The sequence below is a fragment of the Halobacillus salinarum genome (genome assembly GCF_022919095.1).
Taxonomy (GTDB): Bacteria; Bacillota; Bacilli; order Bacillales; family Halobacillaceae; genus Halobacillus_B; species Halobacillus_B salinarum.
On sequence record NZ_CP095073.1, the window covers coordinates 1,613,612 to 1,636,018 of the forward strand.

At 43.6% G+C, this 22,407-nt stretch carries 24 protein-coding genes; 23 read left to right on the forward strand and 1 reads right to left on the reverse strand.

Features of this window, described 5'->3' with window-relative positions; translation table 11 throughout:
• Positions 1–26 precede the first annotated feature (26 nt).
• The 10 genes from hisC (at position 27) to MUN89_RS08215 (ending at position 8,989) form a co-directional block, all read left to right on the forward strand.
• On the forward strand, positions 27–1,160 hold the full coding sequence (hisC, locus tag MUN89_RS08175) for a histidinol-phosphate transaminase (protein ID WP_244712795.1): 1,134 nt from the start codon (positions 27–29) through the stop codon (positions 1,158–1,160).
• The gene (gene pdhA / locus MUN89_RS08180; protein WP_244713641.1) at positions 1,153–2,223 is read left to right on the forward strand and encodes a pyruvate dehydrogenase (acetyl-transferring) E1 component subunit alpha; all 1,071 of its coding nucleotides are present in this window, start codon (positions 1,153–1,155) and stop codon (positions 2,221–2,223) included. The genes hisC and pdhA overlap by 8 nt, the downstream gene beginning before the upstream one ends.
• Complete coding sequence (locus MUN89_RS08185) at positions 2,220–3,218, forward strand: alpha-ketoacid dehydrogenase subunit beta (protein ID WP_305852444.1); 999 nt, start codon at positions 2,220–2,222, stop codon at positions 3,216–3,218. The genes pdhA and MUN89_RS08185 overlap by 4 nt, the downstream gene beginning before the upstream one ends.
• Before the next feature lie 12 nt (positions 3,219–3,230).
• The gene (locus tag MUN89_RS21975) at positions 3,231–3,623 is read left to right on the forward strand and encodes a lipoyl domain-containing protein (protein WP_318036123.1); all 393 of its coding nucleotides are present in this window, start codon (positions 3,231–3,233) and stop codon (positions 3,621–3,623) included.
• Positions 3,624–3,727: 104 nt separating this feature from the next.
• Positions 3,728–4,468, forward strand: coding sequence for a 2-oxo acid dehydrogenase subunit E2 (locus MUN89_RS21980; RefSeq protein ID WP_318036124.1), 741 nt, complete (start codon positions 3,728–3,730; stop codon positions 4,466–4,468).
• A gap of 97 nt (positions 4,469–4,565) precedes the next feature.
• Positions 4,566–5,996, forward strand: a complete 1,431-nt coding sequence (gene nhaC, locus MUN89_RS08195; protein WP_244712797.1) for a Na+/H+ antiporter NhaC — start codon at positions 4,566–4,568, stop codon at positions 5,994–5,996.
• Positions 5,997–6,020: 24 nt separating this feature from the next.
• Positions 6,021–6,884, forward strand: a complete 864-nt coding sequence (locus tag MUN89_RS08200; RefSeq protein WP_244712799.1) for a CE1 family esterase — start codon at positions 6,021–6,023, stop codon at positions 6,882–6,884.
• Between the two features lie 166 nt (positions 6,885–7,050).
• Positions 7,051–7,842, forward strand: coding sequence for a fumarylacetoacetate hydrolase family protein (locus tag MUN89_RS08205; RefSeq protein WP_244712801.1), 792 nt, complete (start codon positions 7,051–7,053; stop codon positions 7,840–7,842).
• A complete protein-coding gene (locus tag MUN89_RS08210; RefSeq protein ID WP_244712802.1) occupies positions 7,839–8,585 on the forward strand; it encodes a fumarylacetoacetate hydrolase family protein in 747 nt (248 codons plus the stop codon). The genes MUN89_RS08205 and MUN89_RS08210 overlap by 4 nt, the downstream gene beginning before the upstream one ends.
• Positions 8,586–8,608: 23 nt before the next feature.
• The gene (locus tag MUN89_RS08215) at positions 8,609–8,989 is read left to right on the forward strand and encodes a 5-carboxymethyl-2-hydroxymuconate Delta-isomerase (RefSeq protein ID WP_244712804.1); all 381 of its coding nucleotides are present in this window, start codon (positions 8,609–8,611) and stop codon (positions 8,987–8,989) included.
• A 259-nt stretch (positions 8,990–9,248) separates the two neighbouring features.
• Here MUN89_RS08215 and MUN89_RS08220 read toward each other — a convergent pair whose 3' ends face one another.
• Positions 9,249–10,163: a LysR family transcriptional regulator gene (locus tag MUN89_RS08220; protein WP_244712806.1), complete on the reverse strand. Its 915-nt coding sequence runs from the start codon at positions 10,161–10,163 to the stop codon at positions 9,249–9,251.
• Between the two features lie 187 nt (positions 10,164–10,350).
• Between MUN89_RS08220 and hpaE the strand changes: the two genes are divergently transcribed.
• From hpaE to MUN89_RS08285, 13 genes are all read left to right on the forward strand, one after another.
• Positions 10,351–11,874 carry a 5-carboxymethyl-2-hydroxymuconate semialdehyde dehydrogenase gene (gene hpaE / locus MUN89_RS08225; RefSeq protein WP_244712808.1) on the forward strand — a complete coding sequence of 508 codons (1,524 nt, stop codon included), beginning with the start codon at positions 10,351–10,353 and terminating at the stop codon, positions 11,872–11,874.
• 18 nt (positions 11,875–11,892) lie between these two features.
• Positions 11,893–13,368, forward strand: a complete 1,476-nt coding sequence (hpaB, locus tag MUN89_RS08230; protein ID WP_244712810.1) for a 4-hydroxyphenylacetate 3-monooxygenase, oxygenase component — start codon at positions 11,893–11,895, stop codon at positions 13,366–13,368.
• 12 nt (positions 13,369–13,380) lie between these two features.
• On the forward strand, positions 13,381–14,361 hold the full coding sequence (gene hpaD, locus MUN89_RS08235; protein WP_244712812.1) for a 3,4-dihydroxyphenylacetate 2,3-dioxygenase: 981 nt from the start codon (positions 13,381–13,383) through the stop codon (positions 14,359–14,361).
• A gap of 29 nt (positions 14,362–14,390) precedes the next feature.
• Entirely contained in the window at positions 14,391–14,849 is a 459-nt protein-coding gene (locus MUN89_RS08240) for a flavin reductase family protein (protein WP_244712814.1), read from the forward strand.
• A 112-nt stretch (positions 14,850–14,961) separates the two neighbouring features.
• Entirely contained in the window at positions 14,962–15,876 is a 915-nt protein-coding gene (gene hpaI / locus MUN89_RS08245) for a 2,4-dihydroxyhept-2-ene-1,7-dioic acid aldolase (RefSeq protein ID WP_244713645.1), read from the forward strand.
• Positions 15,877–16,008: 132 nt separating this feature from the next.
• On the forward strand, positions 16,009–16,272 hold the full coding sequence (locus tag MUN89_RS08250; RefSeq protein WP_244712816.1) for a hypothetical protein: 264 nt from the start codon (positions 16,009–16,011) through the stop codon (positions 16,270–16,272).
• 148 nt (positions 16,273–16,420) lie between these two features.
• Entirely contained in the window at positions 16,421–16,873 is a 453-nt protein-coding gene (locus MUN89_RS08255; RefSeq protein WP_244712817.1) for a hypothetical protein, read from the forward strand.
• Between the two features lie 259 nt (positions 16,874–17,132).
• Entirely contained in the window at positions 17,133–17,951 is an 819-nt protein-coding gene (locus tag MUN89_RS08260; protein WP_244712818.1) for an alpha/beta fold hydrolase, read from the forward strand.
• Between the two features lie 258 nt (positions 17,952–18,209).
• Positions 18,210–18,527, forward strand: a complete 318-nt coding sequence (locus tag MUN89_RS08265) for a PadR family transcriptional regulator (RefSeq protein ID WP_244712819.1) — start codon at positions 18,210–18,212, stop codon at positions 18,525–18,527.
• A 19-nt stretch (positions 18,528–18,546) separates the two neighbouring features.
• The gene (locus MUN89_RS08270; RefSeq protein ID WP_244712820.1) at positions 18,547–18,885 is read left to right on the forward strand and encodes a DUF1048 domain-containing protein; all 339 of its coding nucleotides are present in this window, start codon (positions 18,547–18,549) and stop codon (positions 18,883–18,885) included.
• 279 nt (positions 18,886–19,164) lie between these two features.
• The gene (locus tag MUN89_RS08275) at positions 19,165–19,938 is read left to right on the forward strand and encodes an ABC transporter ATP-binding protein (RefSeq protein ID WP_244712821.1); all 774 of its coding nucleotides are present in this window, start codon (positions 19,165–19,167) and stop codon (positions 19,936–19,938) included.
• Positions 19,928–20,677: an ABC transporter permease gene (locus tag MUN89_RS08280; RefSeq protein WP_244712822.1), complete on the forward strand. Its 750-nt coding sequence runs from the start codon at positions 19,928–19,930 to the stop codon at positions 20,675–20,677. The genes MUN89_RS08275 and MUN89_RS08280 overlap by 11 nt, the downstream gene beginning before the upstream one ends.
• A gap of 217 nt (positions 20,678–20,894) precedes the next feature.
• Positions 20,895–22,175: an Nramp family divalent metal transporter gene (locus MUN89_RS08285; protein ID WP_244712823.1), complete on the forward strand. Its 1,281-nt coding sequence runs from the start codon at positions 20,895–20,897 to the stop codon at positions 22,173–22,175.
• Positions 22,176–22,407 lie beyond the last annotated feature (232 nt).

Below are 22,407 nucleotides of genomic sequence, written 5' to 3' on the forward strand. Positions count from 1 at the left end.
ACTAGTTGATTAAAGGAGGAACGTCTTTGGTTCATACACGCCCGCAAATCGATAAAATTTCGATGTATTCCCCTGGAAAACCTGTAGAAGAACTTAAACGTGAAAAAGGACTATCAAGAATTGTCAAAATGGCTTCCAACGAAAATCCTTTTGGATATTCTCCCCTTGCAGCAGAAGCAATTCGTGCTGAAATGAAAGAAATCCCTCTCTATCCTGAAGTCACCTCCCCGCTGCTTGCTGAAAAATTAGCCAATAAACTTGGGGTTTCCCCAAACCAAATCGTATTTGGAAATGGCTCGGATGAAATTATCCGCCTGCTTACGAGGACGTACATCAACGAAGGTGATGAAGTCGTTATGGCTCGGGTGACGTTTCCCCGCTATAAACCAAACGTCATCATTGAGGGAGGGGTTCCTGTTGAAGTGAAAATGCTAGAAGGAGGCAGACATGACTTAACGGAGATGGCCGCTGCCATTAATGAAAAAACGAAAATGGTCTTTGTATGCAATCCGAATAATCCAACTGGAACAATTGTGGACAAAGCTTCCTTAAAGGAATTTATTCAACAAGTACCTTCTCATGTTCTGCTTGTTATGGATGAAGCCTATTACGAATATGCGGATTCGGATGAGTACTTAGAAACGCTTCCTCTTCTGCACCAACATAAGAATATGGTTGTTTTAAGGACTTTTTCAAAAGTGTATGGGCTTGCTGGATTAAGAGTCGGCTATGGTCTCATGGATGCTGAAATGGTGAAGGCTCTTCATAAAGTAAAAGAACCGTTTAACGTTAATCGTTTAGCACAGGCTGCCGCATCGGCTTCATTGGATGATGATGAATTTCTGCATGAAAGCATCCGATTGAACCAACAAGGAAGAGAGTATCTCATCCAGCAATTTAAAGAGATGAAGCTTGATTATTTCAAGAGCCAGACAAATTTCATTATGGTCGATATAGCTGCTCCTGCTGAAGAGGTTTATGAATTTTTATTAAACCTCGGAGTCATCATCAGGCCCGGCCATTTGATGGGGTATCCTACTATGATTCGAGTAACGATCGGTGAGCAAAAAGATAATCACTATTTTATCGATGGCTTGAAAGCATATTTAGAAAACTATCGTATGAATGAAAAAGAGGTGAAGAGCGATGAACATGCTTGAGAAATTTCCACTAACTCAATATGTCAGTGAAGATGGAAAGCTGTTGGATGATACGGCGAAAGAAATGATGAACCCTGATACTCTCAAGCATTTTTATGAAAAAATGCTTCGAGCAAGAATGATGGATAAAAAGTGCACCAATCTTCAAAGACAGGGAAGAATCGGTACTTATGTTCAATACGAAGGACAGGAAGCGGCACAAGTAGGGAGTGCGCTTGCTATTGAAGAGGGAGATTGGATGTTCCCTACTTACAGGGATCATGCAGCGACGATGACGTTTGGACATTCCCTTAGAAGCCTTCTGTTATATTGGGTCGGCCGTATTGAAGGCGGGATTCCGCCGGAAGGAAAAAACATCTTTCCTCCAGCAGTGCCTATTGCGTCTCAATTGCTGCATGCAACAGGTGTTGCCTGGGCGGAGAAAAAGAAGAATTCAGACCGCGTTTCTCTCGTGTATTTCGGAGATGGGGCAACTTCAGAGGGGGACTTTCATGAAGGACTTAATTTTGCAAGCGTTTTCAAAGCGCCTGTCGTCTTTTTTAACCAAAACAACGGCTATGCGATCAGCGTTCCTATGGAGAAGCAAATGAACTCAAAAACGATTGCTCAGAAGGGTTTGAGTTATGACATACCTGGCATTCGTATTGATGGCAATGATATCGTGGCTGTCTATATGGAAACGAAAAAGGCAGTCGAACGAGCCCGGAATGGCGGCGGGCCGACGTTGATAGAAGCCGTTACCTGGCGCTACGGTGCTCACACGACCGCAGATGACCCGTCCAAATACCGCGATCAATCAGAGAGTGAACTGAGAAGAGGTACGACCGATCCGCTCTTAAGACTTGAAAAGTATATGAAAAATGAACAATTCTGGAGTGAGGAATGGTTCCAAGCAATCGAACAGCAGATTTCCAATGAAATCAATACGGCTCTCGCTGAAATGCAGGACTTTCCTGAAGCAGATATTGACAATGTATTTGATAACGTCTTCGAAAAACCTACGTGGACACTCGAGGAACAGCGTGAACACCATAACTCTATCAAGAGGGGGCAAAAGTCATGACGACGGCTGTGCAAATCAAACAATTAACGATGGTTCAGGCCTTGACGGATGCGATGAGAACGATGCTGGTACAGGATGAAGCCGTGCTTGTTCTTGGAGAAGACGTCGGCACAAATGGTGGAGTTTTTAGAGCGACGGATGGATTGTTTGAACAATTCGGTGAAGAACGCATCATTGACACACCGCTTGCCGAGTCAGGGATTGTTGGAACTTCTATCGGCCTTGCCGTTAACGGTTTCCGCCCCATTGTCGAGATTCAATTCTTAGGGTTTATCTATCCTGCGTTTAATCAATTGATGACTCACGCCACCCGCATGCGGCAGCGGTCGATGGGACGATACACTGTTCCAATGGTCATCAGGGCGCCGTACGGGGCAGGGGTGAAAGCACCTGAGATTCATTCCGATAGTGTAGAAGGGTTATTTACACAAATTCCAGGGCTGAAAGTCGTGATTCCTTCCAATGCTTACGATGCTAAAGGGCTGCTGATTGCAAGCATCGAGGACCCAGACCCCGTACTTTTTCTAGAGCCTATGAGAAGCTACCGATCTTCCCGGATGGAAGTGCCAGAAGAAAAATATACGATTGAACTCGGCAAGGCTGCCTATGTGAAAAAGGGTGAGGACGTATCCATCTTTACTTGGGGAGCTATGGTTCCGGATACGATGAAAGCCGTGGAGGACTTTGAAAAAAACCATGACGCTACGTGTGACGTCATCGATTTGAGAACGCTCTATCCATTAGATAAAGAGATGATTCAGAAGTCTGTAGAAAAAACGGGACGGGTTGTGATTATTCATGAAGCTCCTGCAACCGGTGGAGTCAATGCGGAAATCATCTCCCTCATTAATGACGCTGCCTTTTTCTTCTTGAAAGCACCGATTCAAAAAGTAACTGGATTTGATACTCCGGTTCCTGTGTATTCGCTGGAAAAAGAATATTTGCCCAGCAAAGAAAAAATGATCAATGCCATAAACACGGCATTATCGTATTAGGAGGCTTGAGCAATGGACGTAAAATTGCATGATATCGGAGAAGGGATGCATGAAGCAGAGATTCTGCATTATTTTATTAATCCAGGGGACTTCGTGAAAAACGACGCGCCGCTCCTTGAAGTACAGACTGATAAAATGACAGCAGAACTGACTGCTCCTACAGACGGATTTATAGAAGAGATCCGGTTTAGTGTAGGGGAGGTCATTGAAGTCGGAACGACCATCCTGACGATGACAACGGAACAAAAGCAGCCTTCAAATAAGCAGAAGAATCAAGTACAAGCTACTGCTTCACATGGTGAACCAGTGCAGAGATCCGGTCCGCGAACGATGAATTTAGAGCTTCCGCCAACTCGCGTAAAGGCTTCCCTCATACACGGAGAATCGCAAGAGAGCAAGGAGTAAAGATTGAAGAAGTAAAAGGCACAGGAAAGGGAGGACGTGTCCTGGATGAGGATATTTTTGCGTATGCAGAATCCAACTCCCACCCTTTACCTTTAAACGAGAACTTGGAGAGAAAGGAGACGAAAGCTGAACCAGAAACACCAAAGACAACGATTCCTTTTAAAGGGCGGAGAAAACAAATCGCCAAAAAGATGACCCAGTCCCTCTATACCGCTCCCCATGTCACTCATTTTGATGAAGTAGACATGACTGAACTGCTAAAGGTTAAAGCACAGTTGAAGCGGGGAACGGATCGACGTCCAGGAATCCAAGTCTCGGTCGCCGCCTTTTTTATTAAAGCTCTCCAGCTGTCGCTGCAGCAATTCCCGATTTTTAATTCAAAATTAGATGAGGAAAAAGAAGAAATTTTTCTTGAGTCTTCTTATAACATTGGATTGGCAACAGGGACGGACGAAGGGTTAATCGTACCTGTATTGAAGAATGTTGAGAAGCTTTCTTTAACAGAGATTCATAAGCAAATGAAAGCACTAACGAAAAAAGCCGTAGAGAATCAGCTTTCCGGACATGACTTACGAGGAGGTACCTTTACGATCAGTAACGTTGGACCAATGGGGAGTACAGGAGCAACACCGATATTAAACTATCCGGAAGCAGGTTTGATGGCTTTTCATAAAACGAAGAAAATGCCGGTAGTCGTTAACGACGAAATTGTCATTCGAGAGATGATGAATGTATCGTTGACTTTTGACCATCGAATAGCGGATGGTTCACAATCGGTAGCCTTTACCAACCTGTTTATTGATTATATTGAAAATCCTTATGCAATGCTCACCGAGTTAATCTAGCCGGAAATGTTTCTTGTAAGTAAGTACCCATGATCATCTAAGACGCTCCACAAGGTTCAGAAGTAAATAACATGGTAAGAAGAGAGAGGAGAATTACATGGAAAAAAGCAGACCATCGTTTCTCATGTCAAGTCTCGTTATTCTTTTGATTATGGCTATCCTTGGTGTCAGCATCTTAATCTATGGAACTGCGCCTCATATCCCCATTGTCATCGCTGCCATCATTGTAACGTTGTACGGCTTGAAACTTGGATATCGGTGGAAAGAGCTTGAATCAGCGATGACAAGAGGTGTTTCCTATGGGGTCCCTGCAATAATAATCTTGAGCTTGATCGGTATAAATGTCGGGGTATGGGTGTTAAATGGAACAGTTCAGACAATTACGTATTACGGTTTAGAAGTCCTATCTCCCTCTTTCTTTCTAGTTAGTGCTGTGATTGTCACTGCAGTCGTCGCAACCATGACTGGAAGTTCATGGAGCGCGATTAGTACGATAGGAATAGCCTTGATGGGCGTAGCCTATGGCATGTCGATTTCGCCAGCTATTACTGCTGGAGCGATTGTTAGCGGGGCGATGTTTGGAGATAAAATGTCCCCTTTATCTGATACGACGAACTTAGCTGCGGCTACGGCCAAGGTTGATATTTTTCAGCATATCAGACATATGATGTGGACGACGATCCCAAGTTTGTTTCTTACTCTTATGATATTTACAGCGATTGGACTCTTTTCAGCACACAGCTCTGCTGATCTATCCAAAGTAGAAGCTATGATGAATACGTTAAACAGTGAATTTATGCTTTCACCTGTCACGCTCATTTCTCCTCTCCTTATCATTATTCTGGCCTTTAGAAAAGTCAGTCCGATTCCATCTTTAATTATTGGGCTTGTGGCTGCCGTATTAACCACTTTCTACACAGTTCCTGGTGTCTCGTTTGGGAAGATTGTGAATACGGCGCACTTCGGTTACACAGCAGATACAGGGGTTGAGTCCATTGATAACTTATTGTCTTTAGGTGGTTTAGACAGCATGCTGTTTGGAGTTTCATTAATTTTGATAGCGCTTTCATTCGGCGGGATTATTCGGGAGATCGGTATTGCCCATGCTATAATTGAAGGGTTAAAAAGATTTTTGCAAAGTCGAGGCAATGTAATTACATCAACCGTTTTGTCTTGTTTGGGCATTAACGTTGTGATTGGAGAACAATATCTCTCGATCATTCTTCCAGGACAAATGCTAGAGGAGAGCTATGAACAGACAAACCTTCATCCGAAGAATATGTCAAGGACACTTGAAGATGCAGGAACACTGATTCATCCATTGATTCCATGGGGAGTGACAGGTGCTTTTATTATGACGACGTTGAACGTTGGTGTCGGCTACATACCGTTCTCATTCCTTTGCTTTATCTGCCCGATGATCGCAGTTATCTATGGTTATACAGGATTTACCTTAACCCCACTAGCAAAGCAAGATGTCGTGGAGTTTGAAGAGCAAAGAGTCTCCTCAGGCACAGGCAATCAATAATCACTAACGAAAAGGAAGATGATTGTGGAAGTTTACGGACCAGAAGCGCTAACATTCGAAGAAAGAGAACGGAGTTTTTTTTACAGTCTGCCTGAACACAGTGGAAACGAACCGCTGCCCGTATTTTTTTGTTTCCACGGTGCCGGAAGCAGTGCGAGGCATCACATGAAAATAACGAATTTTCATAAGCTTTCCGATAAGCATCAGGTTCTAACCGTTTTTCCTGAGGCGGTGCAATTCGATCCAAAAGACCGGATGACGAAGCAATGGAATGAAGGAAGAGAAGAGAATGCTGCATTTCAGCATGAGGTAGATGACATCGGTTTTGTTTTGGAACTCATTCACTGGCTGAGACAAAGACATTCTGTGGATGATACCAAAATTTATGCTACCGGGTTCTCCAATGGTTGCGCATTCAGTTTGCGACTCGGTGTCGAATGCCAGGAGGTTTTTGCCGGAGTAGGGGGAGTTTCAGGACCATTGGTGAAAGATTTTGTTGAGGCAACACACTGGCTTAAGCCTATGCCAATGCTGTTCATCATGGGCACAGAAGATCAATTCGTTCCTTTTGATGGCCGCTATGACTCTACATACATAATTGATCAACTTCTCTCTGCTGAGAATACAGTTCGGTTTTTTGCTAATTCCTGGGGCACTGAGTTAGCAAAACACATTGAAGAAGTCGACGAGGGTGAAAACTTTGCCATTAAGAAGCATAGTTATCTTCAAGGGGAAGAAGAAAAAGTCGTTTTTTACTCGATTAAAGGCGGAGGGCATACGTGGCCGGGGGGATCACTTTCACAAGCCTCAGTCTTAACTGGTCAGGTCGTCAGTCAGTTGAACGCAACGAAGGTATTATTTAACCATCTCATCAAGTTTCAAAGATAAAAAGGAGCCCTCGCGGCTTCTTTTTTCATCTCACTATATTTTTTTCATATGCTAAACGAATATAATCAATATTTTATATATGGCAGGCGGAGTGTTACTTTGTAATTACATGATAATTTTGAATATTTCGTAGAAAATAAGTTTGTGATGATAAGGAGTGAACGCCATGCATAAAGCGAAAGCAAAATTCAGCGGACGAATGCAGATGCAGGAAATAGAGATTTTTGAAAATGAAGGAACGATCAAATGGAATGGCCAGACCATTGATCCCTCTGCTTACACCTTTGACGTCCCGATCACAGGTACTATTTACGGGACACTGCTCAATTATCAGGGGGTTCTTGAACAATTGGGTGAGGCTTTACACCACGATCCTTACAAAACTCCTCCTAAGGCTCCTATTCTATATCTCAAACCGAAAAACACAATGATTGGCCACCAAGCTTTCATACCTATGCCTGAAGATGAATCAGCACTTGAGGTTGGAGCTTGTCTGGGACTTGTCATTGGAGAAAAAGCGTCGCGGGTCAGCGAAGAAGATGCAATGAGTTACATTGAGGGTTATACCATAGTCAATGATATCAGCGTGCCTCATGAAAGTCTATTCAGACCAGCGGTTAAGCAGAAAGCTCGTGACGGTTTCTGCCCTGTTGGCCCGTGGATTGTCAATCGGCGGGATACGATTTTGAACCCTGATAACCTGTCTGTACGTGTGTATGTAAATGGAGAATGTAAACAGGAGAACCATACAAGGAATCTTGTGAGAGCTGTGCCCAAATTACTAGAAGACGTCACAGAATTCATGACTTTGGACAAAGGAGATATCCTGCTCGTTGGTATTCCTGAGAACCCTCCTCTTGTAAAAGATGGCGACCTGGTACGGGTAGAAATCGAGCAGGTCGGTGCGCTTGAAAATAGAGTGAGAAAAGAAGGTCTTATTGGAGGGATTCAGTCATGAAGACGGCACGCATAGTTTTTCAAGGTGGAATCTATCAAGCAAAGGAACATGGTAAAGGGCTAGAGTTGGATAACGGCCGGCAGGTGTCTGAAGAAGATGTCGTATGGCTTCCGCCTGTCGAGCCGCAGACAAGTTTTGCACTTGGATTGAATTATTTTGATCATGCCAATGAGCTTTCATTCAAAGCACCTGAAGAACCGCTCGTTTTTTTGAAGGGACCGAATACGTTTGTCGGACACCGGGGGAAAACGTATCGTCCCTCGGAGGTCACAAATATGCATTACGAGTGTGAACTTGCCGTCATAATCGGAAAGCAGGCAAAAAATGTTACCCGGGATGAGGCTTATTCCTATATTTCCGGCTATACGATTGCGAATGATTATGCGATCCGTGATTATTTGGAAAATTATTACCGTCCCAATTTAAGAGTGAAAAACCGTGATTATTGCACGCCGCTGGGTCCGTGGCATGTTGATGCTGCAGATATCGATGATCCTATGAACCTTTCCTTGCGTACTTATGTAAATGGTGAGCTTGTACAGGAAGGATCTACAAAGGATATGATTTTTGCAATCCCTGACCTAATCGAATATTTGAGCAGCTTTATGACGTTAAATCGTGGGGACCTTATTTTAACAGGCACGCCTAAAGGCACAGTCGATACTAAAGTGGGGGATGAAGTAAGTACTGAAATCGAAGGGCTTGGGAGTCTCGTTAATACGATCACCGACGAGAGAAGCTGAGCTGACTGAAAGGGGGACTGGACATGCCGCATGTCATAGTGGAATATACCGATAACTTATCGCCTCATACAGATATCCAAAGCCTGTTAGAGAAGCTAAGCAAAGTTTTAGTGGGGCGAAAGGAAACTTATCCGATTGGCGGCATCCGCGTCAGAGCGCATAAAGTCACGGACTACTGTATTGCAGATGGCAATGAAGACGATGCGTTTGTTCATACGACGTTTAAAATAGGAAAAGGTAGAAGCGAGGAGACGAAGCTGGCGACCTGTGAAGAACTGTTTCAAGTCATTAAAGAGCACTTCGCACCGGTGTATGAAGAAAAATACTTAGCGTTATCGCTTGAACTTGCAGAATTTCAGTATAAGACCTTCAAACATAATAATATCCACAGTCGGTTTAACTAAGACCTGCTCAAGTCACAAAAAGGATATCCGCAGGAGAAAACTGAAGAGTTGTCCTTCAAAAAAAGAACTTCCCTAACAAGAGGAAGTCCTTTTTTTTATGGGGGAGATCATTTGATTTTGATCTGATCATACCATCAGCATGTTCCCCTCTCGAGCAATACAAACACATTCTGGTTGTGCTTTGATTTAGTAAGGAGATGCACGTCAATTCTTTTAGAAAAAGTATAGACATTAGCAGAAATAACTGTTTTCACGTGAGTCAAGGCTGTATGAGTTCTTTTAAAGTCTTCTTATTCACTTCAAGCCATTGCAGGAGTCGCTTCGAGGCTTTCGTCAAGTAGCGATTTTTATCCCATATGATGACGGCTCTTGCTTCAATCTCTGCGTTCGTAAATTCAAAGCTCTGGATATTAGGGAAAGAAAACGCTTTCAAAGTTGAGCGAGGAACAATCGTAGCCCCTACACCATTAGCCGCCAGCGATAAGAGCATCGTTGCATCTGGACATTCACAGATAACGTGAGGGTCAAAGCCGTGTTTTCTGCATTCATTTACAACCAACTCAAACTGCCCCATGCCGCTGATTCGGTGCAGAAGCATTAAGGGAATATCCTTTAAGTCCTCGACCTGTACTTTTTTAGTGTCTGCCGGGAAGAGGTCCCAGGATTTTGGAGTGACGAGCACGTAGGGTTCGGAGGGAAGCGGGATCATTTCAAATTCATCTGGTTCGATAGGAAGACGGACAACTGCCATTTCGATTTCACGCCTTCGGATGCATTCTGCGAGAAAATACGTATCCCCTTCTCTTAGCTGGTAGGTTAAGTGCGGATATTGCTGTCTTAATTGATGCAAAGGACCAGTCAAATAAGAAAAGCAGGACTTGTTGGAACCTACGTGGAGCACTCCAGTGATTCCTTCATTCGTTTCCTTGACCTCGACAATCGTTTCTTCAAGATCAGTAAGGATTTGACCAGCCTTTTGATAAAGTACACGACCGGCATTGGTCAGTTCAAGCTTCCGTCCTTGGCGGTCAAACAGCTTTAGAGAAAGTTCCTCCTCCATCAATTTGATTTGCTGGCTGAGGGGCGGCTGAGCCATATGGAGCTTTTTTGCTGCTTTGGTTACTTGACCTTCTTCAGCAACTGTACGAAAGTAGCGCAATTGTTTAATGTCCAATGTCTGACCTCCGTTCTATGTATATGAAAATCATATGCAATATAAATATTATAGATATTTTTAATATAAAAAGGCCTATGGGATAATTTGAATATACAAACTTTAGCGAATATTTGCAAATTTATTCTGAGAAAAAAAGATATTTTTTTAGACAGATAAGAAAGCGCTATCATAAAGGAGGAGAAGCATGAGCGAACTTACATTACCAGATATTAACGAAGCAGGAAAACGCGTGATAAAAGATGTGAAAGATATCCAGCTTTATATCGATGGAGCTTTTGTCGATGCCGTGAACCAAGAGCAATTTGATAACTATAACCCGTTTACGAATGAAAGTATCAACAGAATAGCATCAGGAGCAGAAGCTGATATCCATAAGGCGGTTAAAGCAGCCAGAAAAGCTTTTAAAGGGGAATGGGGAAGTCTTTCACAAAATGAGCGGTTAAGCTACATTTATAAAATTGCTGATTTGATTGATGAGCACATTGATGAAATTGCGCCGCTTGAATCCTATGATACGGGTCTGCCAATCAGCCAGACGAAGAAGATGGTCGCGCGAGCTGCCCACAACTTCAGGTTTTACGCCGAGATGGTGAAAAGCCGTCTGGTGGGCGATGCTTACCAGGTGGATGATGAGTTTCTCAATTACACCATTCATAAGCCAGTGGGGGTAGCAGGATTAATTACTCCTTGGAATGCTCCATTTATGCTGGAAACGTGGAAGATTGCTCCAGCGCTCGCGACAGGAAATACGGTCGTGTTAAAGCCGGCCGAATGGTCGCCCCTTACAGCGAATCGATTAGCTGAAATTATCGATAAAGCAGGGCTTCCTGACGGGGTATTCAATGTTGTTCACGGTTATGGTGAAACGGCTGGTGCTTCGCTGGTTGCTCACGAAGACGTTGAATTGATTTCATTTACCGGGGAAACAACTACAGGTTCTGAAATTATGAAAAATGGCGCTGACACGCTGAAGCGGTTCTCTATGGAGCTTGGCGGGAAATCGCCGATTATCGTCTTTGAAGACGCTGACTTTGAAAGGGCCATCGACGCCTGCACGTGGGGAATCTTCTCCTTTAACGGCGAACGCTGTACAGCCAACTCAAGATTATACGTCCATGAGGACATTGCTTCCGATTTTATTGCAGCCTTGAAAGATCGAGTCCAGAACATAGTAGTAGGGGACCCGATGAGAGAGGATACGCAGGTGGGGCCGTTGATTCATACGAAACATTATGAAAGTGTGAAAAGCTACCTTGAGCTCGCTGAGCAGGAAGGCTGTGAAGTTATCAGCGGCTCCATTCCGAAAGAGCACAGCCGCGGCAACTTTGTAGCACCGACTTTACTGCTTAACGCAGATACTTCCATGAAAGTTGTTCAGGAAGAGATTTTCGGACCTGTGATCGCTGTTATGACATTTAAAGATGAAGCTGAGGTTATCGATTATGCGAATAATGTCCGTTACGGCTTGGCCGGCTACGTTTGGACCAAAGATTTGCAAAGAGGCCATCGCGTCGCACAGGCTGTTAATTCCGGCATGCTGTGGATCAATTCACAGAATGTCCGTGATTTACGAACACCATTTGGAGGATCTAAACATAGCGGAATCGGACGTGAAGGCGGTCATTATGCCTTTGAATTTTATACAGAAGTACAAATCATCCATGTTGCGCTTGGCGAACACCGCATCCCGCAATTCGGAAAAAAATAATCAAGGAGGAAGGTACTTATGCCAGCAAAAACAGGAGCGCAGTATAAAGAGAAGTTAAAACAGGCGAAAAATAATGTTTATATCCACGGGGAGCGTGTTGAGGATCCGACCACTCATCCCGCCTTTAAAAACGTCGTGCAGTCGATGGCGGACCTGTATGATCTGCAATATGAAAAGCCGGAAAAGATGCTCTACACATCGCCTCAAACGGGAGACCAAGTTGGGATGACATTTTACCGACCCGAAACGATTGAAGACTTGATCAAGCGTAGAGAAGCAATCCAGGAATGGGCTCGTCTTTCCGGAGGATTGATGGGACGATCTCCTGACTATTTGAATGCAGAAGTCATGGCTATGGGAGTAGCGAGCGACTTGTTTGGTGAAGATGACCCGATGTTTGCCGAAAATGCGAGGAACTATTATGACTATGCCCGCGAAAATGATATCAGCTTGACCCACACCCTGATTCATCCTCAAGTAAACCGCCAAAAAGCACAGCATGAACAAAAGGATGCCAATGTAGCCCTTCACCTGGTGGAAAAACGCTCGGACGGAATAATTGTTGACGGGGTACGCTTACTTGCTACACAAGGCGGGATTACAGATGAAATTCTCGTTTTCCCATCGACAGTTAAAAAAGCTGGCGAACTTGATGATCCGTACTCTCTTGCCTTTGTTGTCGCTAATAATACACCTGGGGTGAAGTTCATAAGCCGTGAATCCTTCGATCAAGGCAGGAGCCAGTGGGATCACCCATTAGGCAGCCGCTTTGAAGAGGGAGATGCGATAGTATATTTTGACCACGTTTTCGTCCCATGGGAGAAGGTGTTCGTATGTGGGAATTCTTCCATCTGCAACCGTACCTTCGCTGAAACAAATGCGGTTGTGCATATGTCCCACCAGGTGGTGGCCAAAAATGTTGTCAAAACTGAATTCCTGCTCGGTGTGGTGTTAAATTTGATGGAGTCGATCGGGATCGATAAATTCCAGCACGTTCAGGATAAAGGAACGGAAATCATGCTCGTGCTTGAAACGATGAAATCGCACCTCTTCAAAGCCGAGCACAATGCCAAGCTGGATAAATGGGGCACGATGACACCGGATTTTGAAGCATTGAATGCCGCTAGAAACTGGTATCCAAGAATGTATCCGCGTCTTGTGGAGATTCTTCGTATTCTAGGTGCTTCCGGTTTAATGGGGATCCCAACTGAAGAGGACTTCCATCACGAAGAAATTGGACCGCTGGTTAATCGAGCGCTGCAATCAAAGAATCTAGAAGGCTATGAACGTGTGAAACTCTTCCGTCTCGCGTGGGATTTGACGATGAGCGCTTTTGGCAGCAGACAGACTCACTATGAGTATTACTTCTTTGGGGATCCCGTGAAAATGGGCATGACCTACTTTGAACAATTTAATAAAGCACCTTATAAAGAGTACGTCCAGGACTTTATGAAAAAAGTGAAATCCTCCAAACCAAACTATATCCGAGTATAAGGAGTGAAGACGATGGATTTTGATATCATCCGCGCAGGCCGCGCTGTTTTGCACGTCACTGATTTGGAAAAATCAAGAGCTTTTTATGAAGCTCTTGGTTTCATTGAAACAGCTTCAGACAGCGGGCAGATTTTTTTCAGAGGGCTGGAAGAACATAACCACCATAGTCTTGTCTTGAAAAAAAAGAAAACGCCAGCCGTAGAAGTGATCAGCTACAAGGTGAGGTCAGAACAGGATTTAGATCATTTAGCTGACTTTTACAACAAGCAGGGGACTGAAGTGAAATGGATGGAAGCGGGCACGCAGGAAGCAGTCGGTCGAACCGTGAGAATTCAGGATATCTCCGGGTTACCAGTTGAGTACTATGGCGAGATGGACCCTGCTGAACGATTGCTGCAGAAATACCATTATCATAAAGGAGCAAAAGTACAGCGCATCGACCACTTTAACTGCATGGTCCCGGACGTTGAAAAGGCTTATGACCATTACATCCATCAATTAGGCTTCGCTTGCTCTGAATATACAGAAGGAGAGGAAAAGAAAATCTGGGCTGCCTGGCTGCACCGGAAGCCGAGTGTTCATGATGTAGCTTACATGAATGGACTGGGGCCGAGACTTCACCATATCGGTTTTTGGCTGAAGGATCCGATGAATCTTATTGACGCCTGCGATGTCCTGGCATCGATGGGGTACGGGTCAGCGATCGAACGCGGTCCTGGACGTCACGGATTATCTAACGCGCTGTTTCTTTATTTAAGGGATCCGGACGGTCACCGGATTGAGCTCTATAATGGCGATTATTTGACGAGTGATCCGGACTTTAAACCGATACGCTGGGATCTGGATGATCCTATGCGCCAGACGTTCTGGGGACATCAGGCTCCTGACAGCTGGTTTGATGAAGCATCAGAAGTTCTTGATGTTCATTCGAATCAAAAAACAGCGCTGAAAAATCCGACGCTTAAGAAACGCAAGCCTACGTTTGTAACGTGATTAAGAATAAATAAACAGAGGTGATCATCATGGACGATCGTATGTTCAGAACGGCGATGGGCAAGTTTGCGACAGGAGTAACGGTTATCGCTTCAGAAGTGGAGGGGCAGGTTCACGGAATGACCGCTAATGCTTTCATGTCCGTTTCCCTTGATCCGAAGCTTGTTCTTATTTCGATCGATAAAAAAGCAAAAATGAATGAAGTGATTCATAAAGCAAACAAATTTACTGTGAATATCCTCTCTGGGGAGCAACAGGAAATGTCGATGATTTTTGCCGGGCAGATAAAGGAAAATAAACATGTAGAGTTTGAAACGTTTGAAGGTCTTCCGGTTATTGAAAACTCCCTGGTCAGTCTGGCTTGCAGTGTCTATCAATCTCATGAAGCAGGGGATCACACGTTGTATGTAGGGGAAGTACTCAACCTGAATGTAAAGGATGGAGAACCGCTCGCGTTCTATGAAGGAAAATATATGCAAATGACTTAAGGGGGAGGAGAGAGATGATAACGATCCCTATCCAATACTCACTTGCACGACCAGGCAATTTTACGAGAGTTTGAAATGAGTTTGTCATCGATCCGAAGGAGGAGTTAGTATGATAGATTACCAGGAGATCAAAGCGAAATTAAGAGGCTCCATGACACCTGTCGTCACACCGTTCAAAGAAAATCATGCCATTGATTTTGAAGGCCTGTCCGCCTTGATCGAGTTTCAGCTGGAAAATGGAACCCATGCGATTTCGGTAACGGGAACTTCCGGAGAACCAAGCTCGCTGACAGAAGAAGAGCGGATAAAGGTTATTGAAACCGCCCATAAAACAATTAATGGCCGGGTTCCCTTTGTACCAGGTACGGGGTCCACGAACCATGAAGAAACGGTGCGGATGACGAAAAAAGCAGAAGAAATTGGAGCAGATGCCGCTTTAGTCATCGTCCCTTATTATAATAAACCGAACCAGCATGCCTTGTATAAGCACTTTAAAACGGTGGCGGATTCTGTGGACATCCCGATTATTGTCTACAATATTCCAGGACGTACAGCTCAGAACCTCCACGTGGATACATTAGCTCATTTGAGTAAAGACTGCCCCAATATTATCGGGGTGAAAGAATCAAACAAAGATTTTGAACATGTGAACCGCGTCCTTTTAAAGTGCGGGCGTGACTTCCTCCTATTCTCCGGCATCGAATTGCTTTGTTATCCAATGCTCGCTATCGGCGGAGCAGGCTCTGTCAGTGCCACGGCAAATGTGCTGCCAGGAAAAGTAGCCCAAATGCATGATGCATGGTTCGAAGGGGATGTAGTCACTGCTCAGAAGCTTCACTATGAACTCATGGAGCTGAACGATGTTTTATTCAAAGATACAAACCCTGCTCCAGTTAAAGCGGCCCTAGGCATGATGGGTAAGATCGAACCCCATCTAAGGCTCCCGATGGATCTTCCATCCGAAGAGCTGCAAAATGAAATCCGTCAAACTTTGAACAAATATGGAATTAACCTGCAATACGCTTAATTACCAGGTTCTGACCACTCCGAAGCTTCATCGGGGTGGTTTATTTTTGTTTTCCTAGAAGAGTCGTTTACATAGTCTGCCATTAGGAAATGAACCTTTTATAAAAGGAATCCAAGGAAAAAGGTGGTTAAAATGAAGGGGAGTAAAGGAATACGATATCTTCTTATGGCAATGGGGCATGGAGGCCTCCTGCTGCTTGGACTGGCATTAATGAGGTTCGTAGTAATCTTCGATGACCAATTGGGAAATGGACTAATATTGTTTGGGTTACTCTTCGTTGGAAGCTATTTAGGATATATGGAAAAAGAAGCGGGGATTACAAGGAAAGAGTCAGCTATCGGTACATTAGGACTAATCGCTGCATTTTTAATATTGACCATGTATTTTTACGTTTAATGGGGAGGGAACCTTACTTCGAAAGTTCAGATTTAAATAGGTGCATTTAGGATAGAATTAGTAATGACTTGAATTCGAGGTAATCCTGTATTCAATCATAGATCCTACGGTGGAAAAATAATTAAAATAGTAAAAGGGGTTCTCAATTATGTGGATCAATCTTTTGGTCGGATTCCTTCTTCCCGGGATAATCATTGTTTACTTATTCTTGAAAAATCCGAAATTAATCACATTAATGTATCCGGTTGGAGTAGCCACTGCATTTGTTGGCAGTGATTGGGGATTCGGATTTTTTTGGAATGTTACTCCAACTTTTGAACATAACCCTTCCTTGTCTGCGTTTTCATATAAAATCGGTTACTTCCCCTTGTTGTCCTGCTTGTTTGGTTATATAAAAGTAAAAGAACTAGTCAACACTGCATTTCTAATTTTATTCTTCACGATCATTACCACTTTTATGGAACTTTTGGCTGTTTGGTCAGGAAAAGTCCTTTATTCCAATGGTTGGAATATATTCTGGACTTTTGTAATTTATTTTGCAGGATTTATTGGGGCGTTCTTCTATCTTCAATTACTAAAGAAATATAAGATTTTAGCATAATATTTTCGCAGTTGCACCTTTTTACCTGTCCTTTGACATAGGGGGAGCCTCTGCATGATGAAGTGTATCTCGAAAGCAAATGTTCTACATGATTATCCCCTTTACTTATGTTTAAGGCGGTCTTTTGGAATAAGAGGTTAAGATATTTACTCAACTTTATTTGAACTACATAAGGAGTTACTTGATAATAAGTGTGAGCATTGCTTACAAAAAACTCTTAGTTCCCTCTTTCATTCAAAGTAAAGGGAGGTAAATGTAAATGGAACAATTTAAATTAACGAAAAGCTTTTCATCATCATTCGGAAATATTAGTTTTGACATTAGGGGCCAAGGGCCTCCACTTATCCTTGTACATGGAACTCCATGGTCATCATTTAACTGGCGACATATTATTCCCGCACTAAGTCAATGGTTTACTGTCTACTTTTATGATCTTCTGGGTTATGGGCAGTCTGAAAAGCCGGATGACGATGTTTCACTTGGAGTGCAGAACAAGGTTTTTTCGGAACTTCTAAATCATTGGGGACTGAAAAAACCGCTAGTGATCGGGCATGATTTTGGCGGAACCACTGTGTTAAGAACGCATATTTTGGAAAAGCAGGATTTTGAAAAAATAATCCTTATCGATCCTGTCGCTGTCGCTCCGTGGGGGTCTCCCTTTTTCTCACATGTAAACAGCTATGAATCAGCTTTTCAAGGAATTCCTGCGTACATTCATGAGTCAATGGTTTCAACTTACGTCCAGGGAGCGGCATATAAGTCCATGGATGAAGAAACATTAGAGGGGATCCTAAAACCTTGGATGGGTTCAAATGGCCAGATGGCATTTTATCGACAAATAGCCCAGGCAGACCAACGATACACAGATGAAATAGAATCCTTTTACAAAGAAATCAAAGAACCTTTATTAATCATTTGGGGGGAGCAGGATAACTGGATTCCAATTGAAAAAGGAAATCAATTGCATGAAAAGATTAAAACCTCAGAATTTGTTTCGATTCCCAATGCAGGGCATTTAATACAGGAAGATCAACCTGCTGAACTTGTGTCACATATACTAAAATTCCTTGTTACTTAAGCGAAAATGGTCTAGTTTCTTTGCAACGACAGGTGTTCGTTCTGCGTTAAACTAACTCGGAATCAATCTTTCATGAAACGGAGTCTATCTACCCTTGAACGAATACCTTGTGGGGATGGAGGACGAAAAAAACTTGACGTATCACGCTATTATGTAATACTATATACCAGTAGTAAGTATTACTTGATATCAGTAAAACATAATACCAGTTATACAGAGTACTAATTAATAGAAAACATCATACAAATGGAGGTTATTATGAGTAATTTCAGAGAAATGATGAAAGGGGTGCTGGAGGGGTGTGTACTTGAGATCATCAGCCGTGGCGAAACGTACGGCTATGAAATCACTCAACAATTGCGGGAACTAGGCTTTACAGATGTGGTGGAAGGCACTGTTTATACGATAACCATGCGGCTTGAAAAAAACAATCTGGTGGATATCGAGAAAAAGCCATCGACTATGGGACCGCCTAGAAAATTTTACACACTCAATGCAGCAGGTCGAGAGCATCTCGAAATTTTTTGGCAGAAATGGGAATTTGTCTCAAGCAAAATTAACGAACTAAAAAACTAAACGATAAAGGAGAATGAAAATGAGTATTTTTGAAAAAATTATTGGAAGTCTTGAAGATAAGCGGGAATGGAGGGCGATGGAGGCACGTGCAAAAGAGCTTCCAAGTGAGTATTACAACGCCTACAAAGCGATCCAAAAATATATGTGGACGACTGGCGGCCCGTCTGACTGGAAAGATACCAGCCGAATCTTTAACGGCATTCTTGATCTCTTTGAGGAAGGCGCAGCGGAAGGGAAAAAAGTGACAGACCTTACAGGTGAAGATGTGGCCGAATTCTGCGACGAGCTGTTGAAGGATGAGAAAACTTGGAGTGACAAGTATCGCAAGAAATTGAACGATACGATTGGTCGTGACTAACGAGCTGACATGATTGGTAAAGACCGTAAAAGTTAAGATCACTGAATCATTAAGCGAGAGTAAAGTTATAAATGATTATCAATATCGACTGAATAGCTGATTGCTGACATGTATGTCTAACTGACCTATTCAGTTTTAATTTTATTTTGGTAGTAAGTTATACAGAATACCTGTATTACTAAGTAGATTGAGGTTCTTGATTCACTTGAACAGATTGTTTTCCATTTTTTCTTAAGGCATAGATAAAGTTACTTGAGCTGAATACAAGGAGGAAAAAAGATGAACAATGCAGTGATTTCTGTAAAAGGGTTAAAAAAATCCTTTAAAGACAAGGAAGTCTTAAAGGGGGTGGATTTTGATGTGCGGCGTGGGGAAATTTTCGCCCTGCTCGGCTCAAATGGTGCAGGCAAGACGTCCATCGTCAACATCCTCTCAACACTGATGAAACGTGACAGCGGAAAAGCAGAAGTTTGCGGTTTTGACGTCCAGAGTCAATCCGATCATGTCCGTCAGCGCATCAGCCTGACCGGACAGTTTGCTGCTATTGATGGCATGCAAACAGGTCGGGAAAACTTGATGATGATTGCCAAACTGCGGGGCGTTTCGACGCCTGCTCAAGCTGCCGATCAACTGCTGGAAAGGTTCAGCCTGACCGATGCGTCGAACCGCCGGACCGACAAGTACTCCGGCGGGATGAAGCGCCGGCTGGACATCGCCATGAGCCTGATCGGTACGCCGGCTGTTATTTTTCTCGACGAACCGTCTACAGGACTGGATCCCGAGGCACGAAAGGAAGTCTGGAATACGATTAAAGAACTTGCCGGCGGGGGCACAACGATCTTGCTGACCACCCAGTACTTGGAGGAAGCGGAACAACTGGCGGATCGAATAGCTATTCTTCACGGCGGACAAATTATTTCGAGCGGTACTCTTACCGAGCTGAAGGAGATGTTCCCGCCAGCGAAAGTGGAGTACATCGAGAAACAGCCGACATTAGAGGAAATTTTCCTAGCGATCATTGGCAAAAAGGAAGAAAATGTCCATGAAAAGTAAAACTGGAGTGTTACTCGGGCGTTTAATGCGTACGATTATTCGCAGTCCGGATACAATTATTACGGTGGCGATTACTCCGCTGATGATGATGCTGTTGTTTGTCTATGTATTTGGCGGAGCGATTGAAACGGGGTCGGACAACTACGTCAATTATTTATTGCCTGGAATCCTGATAATCACGATTGCCTCCGGCATCGCTTATACTTCCTTGCGGTTATTTAATGATGTAAAGAGCGGGCTGATGGCGCGTTTTATTACGATGCCCATTAAGCGCTCGTCGGTACTATGGGCTCACGTTTGGACGTCGCTAGTATCCAATGCGCTTACGATCGTGGTGGTGTTCCTCGTCGCGCTCTTGATGGGCTTTCGTTCTAGTGCGGGTTTCCTGGATTGGCTCTCTGTAGCTGGAATTCTCGGGTTGTTTACGCTGGCGCTGACATGGCTGGCGGTCATTCCTGGATTGACGGCAGGGTCTATGGAAGGGGCAACCGCTTACTCTTACCCGCTGATTTTTCTGCCATTTATCAGTTCGGCTTTTGTTCCTACGGAAACAATGCCTGCCGTTGTTCGTGTGTTTGCTGAGAATCAGCCAGTGACTTCCATCGTCAACTCGATCCGCAGTCTTTTGTATGAAGGCACGGTTGGCAGCGGGATCTGGACTGCGCTTGCCTGGTGTGTCGGCATCATGGCCATCGCTTATCTCATTGCTAATAAAGTATTCAAACACCAGTTAGGATAACATAGCTTACGTTCCGATTTTTGGAAGGTTAAGAAACGTGAAGAGTCACTGTGACGATCAATCCTGTTAAAGAAAAAAATAAGCACCTTCTTTGAAATACTCCACATTTCTAGTAGAAAAGGAGTGAAAATTTCTAATTTTTAAATAATGATTGCTTGGAATCAGCGACCCTGCCTATAATAGAAATATGTCATTTTACAACGAGGAGGGGCGAGAAATGGAAGTTAAACCTGCAACGGAAAGTTTGGATGGGCAACAATCTTTTACACCTGCTCCTCCAACAACGTTTAAAGGAAAACTAAAAGCAGTTGGGCCGGGTTTTGTAACCGCTGCCACAGGTGTCGGCACAGGAGATTTAATTGCCGCATTAGTAGCCGGGGTTAGTTTTGGGACGACTTTAATCTGGGCAATTGTGTTAGGTGCCATCTTTAAATTCTTTTTCACTGAAGGAATAGGGCGCTGGCAGCTTGCGACCGGCCGTACAATTCTTGAAGGTTTTCACTCACTAGGGAAATGGGCTACCGGGTATTTTGGTGTCTATTCGATTATATGGGGATTAAGTTATGGAGCAGCAGCGATGTCAACCAGTGCAATTATGATGGTGACGATGTTTCCAATTATGCCTCTTTGGGCGTGGGCGATCCTTCACGGAGTTGCGGGGATGCTGCTTGTTTTAACGGGGCGGTACAAGCTTTTTGAAAGAATAATGACAGTTATGATCGGAGTCATGTTCGTTACGGTTGTCGGATCCGCCGTTATTATTTTTCCTAATATCGGGGATATTATAAGCGGATTTGTGCCAAGGACAGGAGACGGTTCGTTATTGCTGGTGTTGGGGCTGCTTGGTGGAGTAGGCGGTACAATTACTATGGCTTCTTACGGTTACTGGATTCGGGAAAATAAGTGGGAAGGCAGGAAATGGGTTCCGATGATGAAATTAGATTCTGCAGCAGGCTATGTCATAACAGCGGTGTTTACCGTGTCGCTTCTCGTCATTGGGGCAGAATTTTTATATGGCACCGGAATAGAAATTGATGGAGAGAAAGGGCTGGTAACCCTTTCCAACATGTTTAGCGAACAATTTGGCGGATTTGCCCGCTGGATGTTCCTGATCGGTGCCTGGAGTGCCGCTTTTTCTTCGCTGCTAGGCGTTTGGAATGGTGTTCCCTATCTATTTGCCGATTTTATCCGGATTGTCAGACGCAAAAAGAATCATAAGGTAACGGAGAAGGATCCTGCTTATAGAGCTTATCTTCTATGGCTGACCTTTCCGCCGATGATCTTATTGTTTACAGGTAAACCTGTGTTCCTTGTGATTATTTACGGAGCTCTCGGTGCGTTTTTTATGCCGTTTTTGGCAATTACCTTAATGTGTCTGTTAAATTCCAACCGTGTAGAAAAGCCGCTGAAAAACGGCTGGGTCGTAAATACCGTGTTAACAGGCTGTGTAATCATCTTCGGGTATTTAGGACTAAATGAATTAATCCATATGTTCTAAATGAATGTCAGTATAAAAAAACGCCTTCCATTGTAGATGATCCTACAAGTGGAAGGTGTTTTTTCATTCCATAATTAAAAGGGCCTGTTCAACTGGCCCTGGTCATTATAATTCTAATTCTAATCAGTTAATGATTTTATTATTGCACATAAACGGGTGCGATGATATAATCAAATCACTACTGTTATTTAATTTAAGTCGCAAATATCCTATCTTACATTTTAATCATATC

What these genes read in the sequence shown, in the direction of transcription:
- hpaD (WP_244712812.1), top strand. Translation starts at nt 13,381, where the DNA reads ATGGATTTTGATATCATCCGCGCAGGCCGCGCTGTTTTGCACGTCACT.
- hpaB (WP_244712810.1), top strand. Translation starts at nt 11,893, where the DNA reads ATGCCAGCAAAAACAGGAGCGCAGTATAAAGAGAAGTTAAAACAGGCG.
- pdhA (WP_244713641.1), top strand. Translation starts at nt 1,153, where the DNA reads ATGCTTGAGAAATTTCCACTAACTCAATATGTCAGTGAAGATGGAAAG.
- MUN89_RS08205 (WP_244712801.1), top strand. Translation starts at nt 7,051, where the DNA reads ATGCATAAAGCGAAAGCAAAATTCAGCGGACGAATGCAGATGCAGGAA.
- MUN89_RS08210 (WP_244712802.1), top strand. Translation starts at nt 7,839, where the DNA reads ATGAAGACGGCACGCATAGTTTTTCAAGGTGGAATCTATCAAGCAAAG.
- MUN89_RS08260 (WP_244712818.1), top strand. Translation starts at nt 17,133, where the DNA reads ATGGAACAATTTAAATTAACGAAAAGCTTTTCATCATCATTCGGAAAT.
- MUN89_RS08240 (WP_244712814.1), top strand. Translation starts at nt 14,391, where the DNA reads ATGGACGATCGTATGTTCAGAACGGCGATGGGCAAGTTTGCGACAGGA.
- MUN89_RS08280 (WP_244712822.1), top strand. Translation starts at nt 19,928, where the DNA reads ATGAAAAGTAAAACTGGAGTGTTACTCGGGCGTTTAATGCGTACGATT.
- MUN89_RS08265 (WP_244712819.1), top strand. Translation starts at nt 18,210, where the DNA reads ATGAGTAATTTCAGAGAAATGATGAAAGGGGTGCTGGAGGGGTGTGTA.
- MUN89_RS21975 (WP_318036123.1), top strand. Translation starts at nt 3,231, where the DNA reads ATGGACGTAAAATTGCATGATATCGGAGAAGGGATGCATGAAGCAGAG.
- MUN89_RS08185 (WP_305852444.1), top strand. Translation starts at nt 2,220, where the DNA reads ATGACGACGGCTGTGCAAATCAAACAATTAACGATGGTTCAGGCCTTG.
- MUN89_RS08285 (WP_244712823.1), top strand. Translation starts at nt 20,895, where the DNA reads ATGGAAGTTAAACCTGCAACGGAAAGTTTGGATGGGCAACAATCTTTT.
- MUN89_RS08255 (WP_244712817.1), top strand. Translation starts at nt 16,421, where the DNA reads ATGTGGATCAATCTTTTGGTCGGATTCCTTCTTCCCGGGATAATCATT.
- hpaE (WP_244712808.1), top strand. Translation starts at nt 10,351, where the DNA reads ATGAGCGAACTTACATTACCAGATATTAACGAAGCAGGAAAACGCGTG.
- MUN89_RS08250 (WP_244712816.1), top strand. Translation starts at nt 16,009, where the DNA reads ATGAAGGGGAGTAAAGGAATACGATATCTTCTTATGGCAATGGGGCAT.
- nhaC (WP_244712797.1), top strand. Translation starts at nt 4,566, where the DNA reads ATGGAAAAAAGCAGACCATCGTTTCTCATGTCAAGTCTCGTTATTCTT.
- MUN89_RS08275 (WP_244712821.1), top strand. Translation starts at nt 19,165, where the DNA reads ATGAACAATGCAGTGATTTCTGTAAAAGGGTTAAAAAAATCCTTTAAA.
- MUN89_RS08270 (WP_244712820.1), top strand. Translation starts at nt 18,547, where the DNA reads ATGAGTATTTTTGAAAAAATTATTGGAAGTCTTGAAGATAAGCGGGAA.
- MUN89_RS08215 (WP_244712804.1), top strand. Translation starts at nt 8,609, where the DNA reads ATGCCGCATGTCATAGTGGAATATACCGATAACTTATCGCCTCATACA.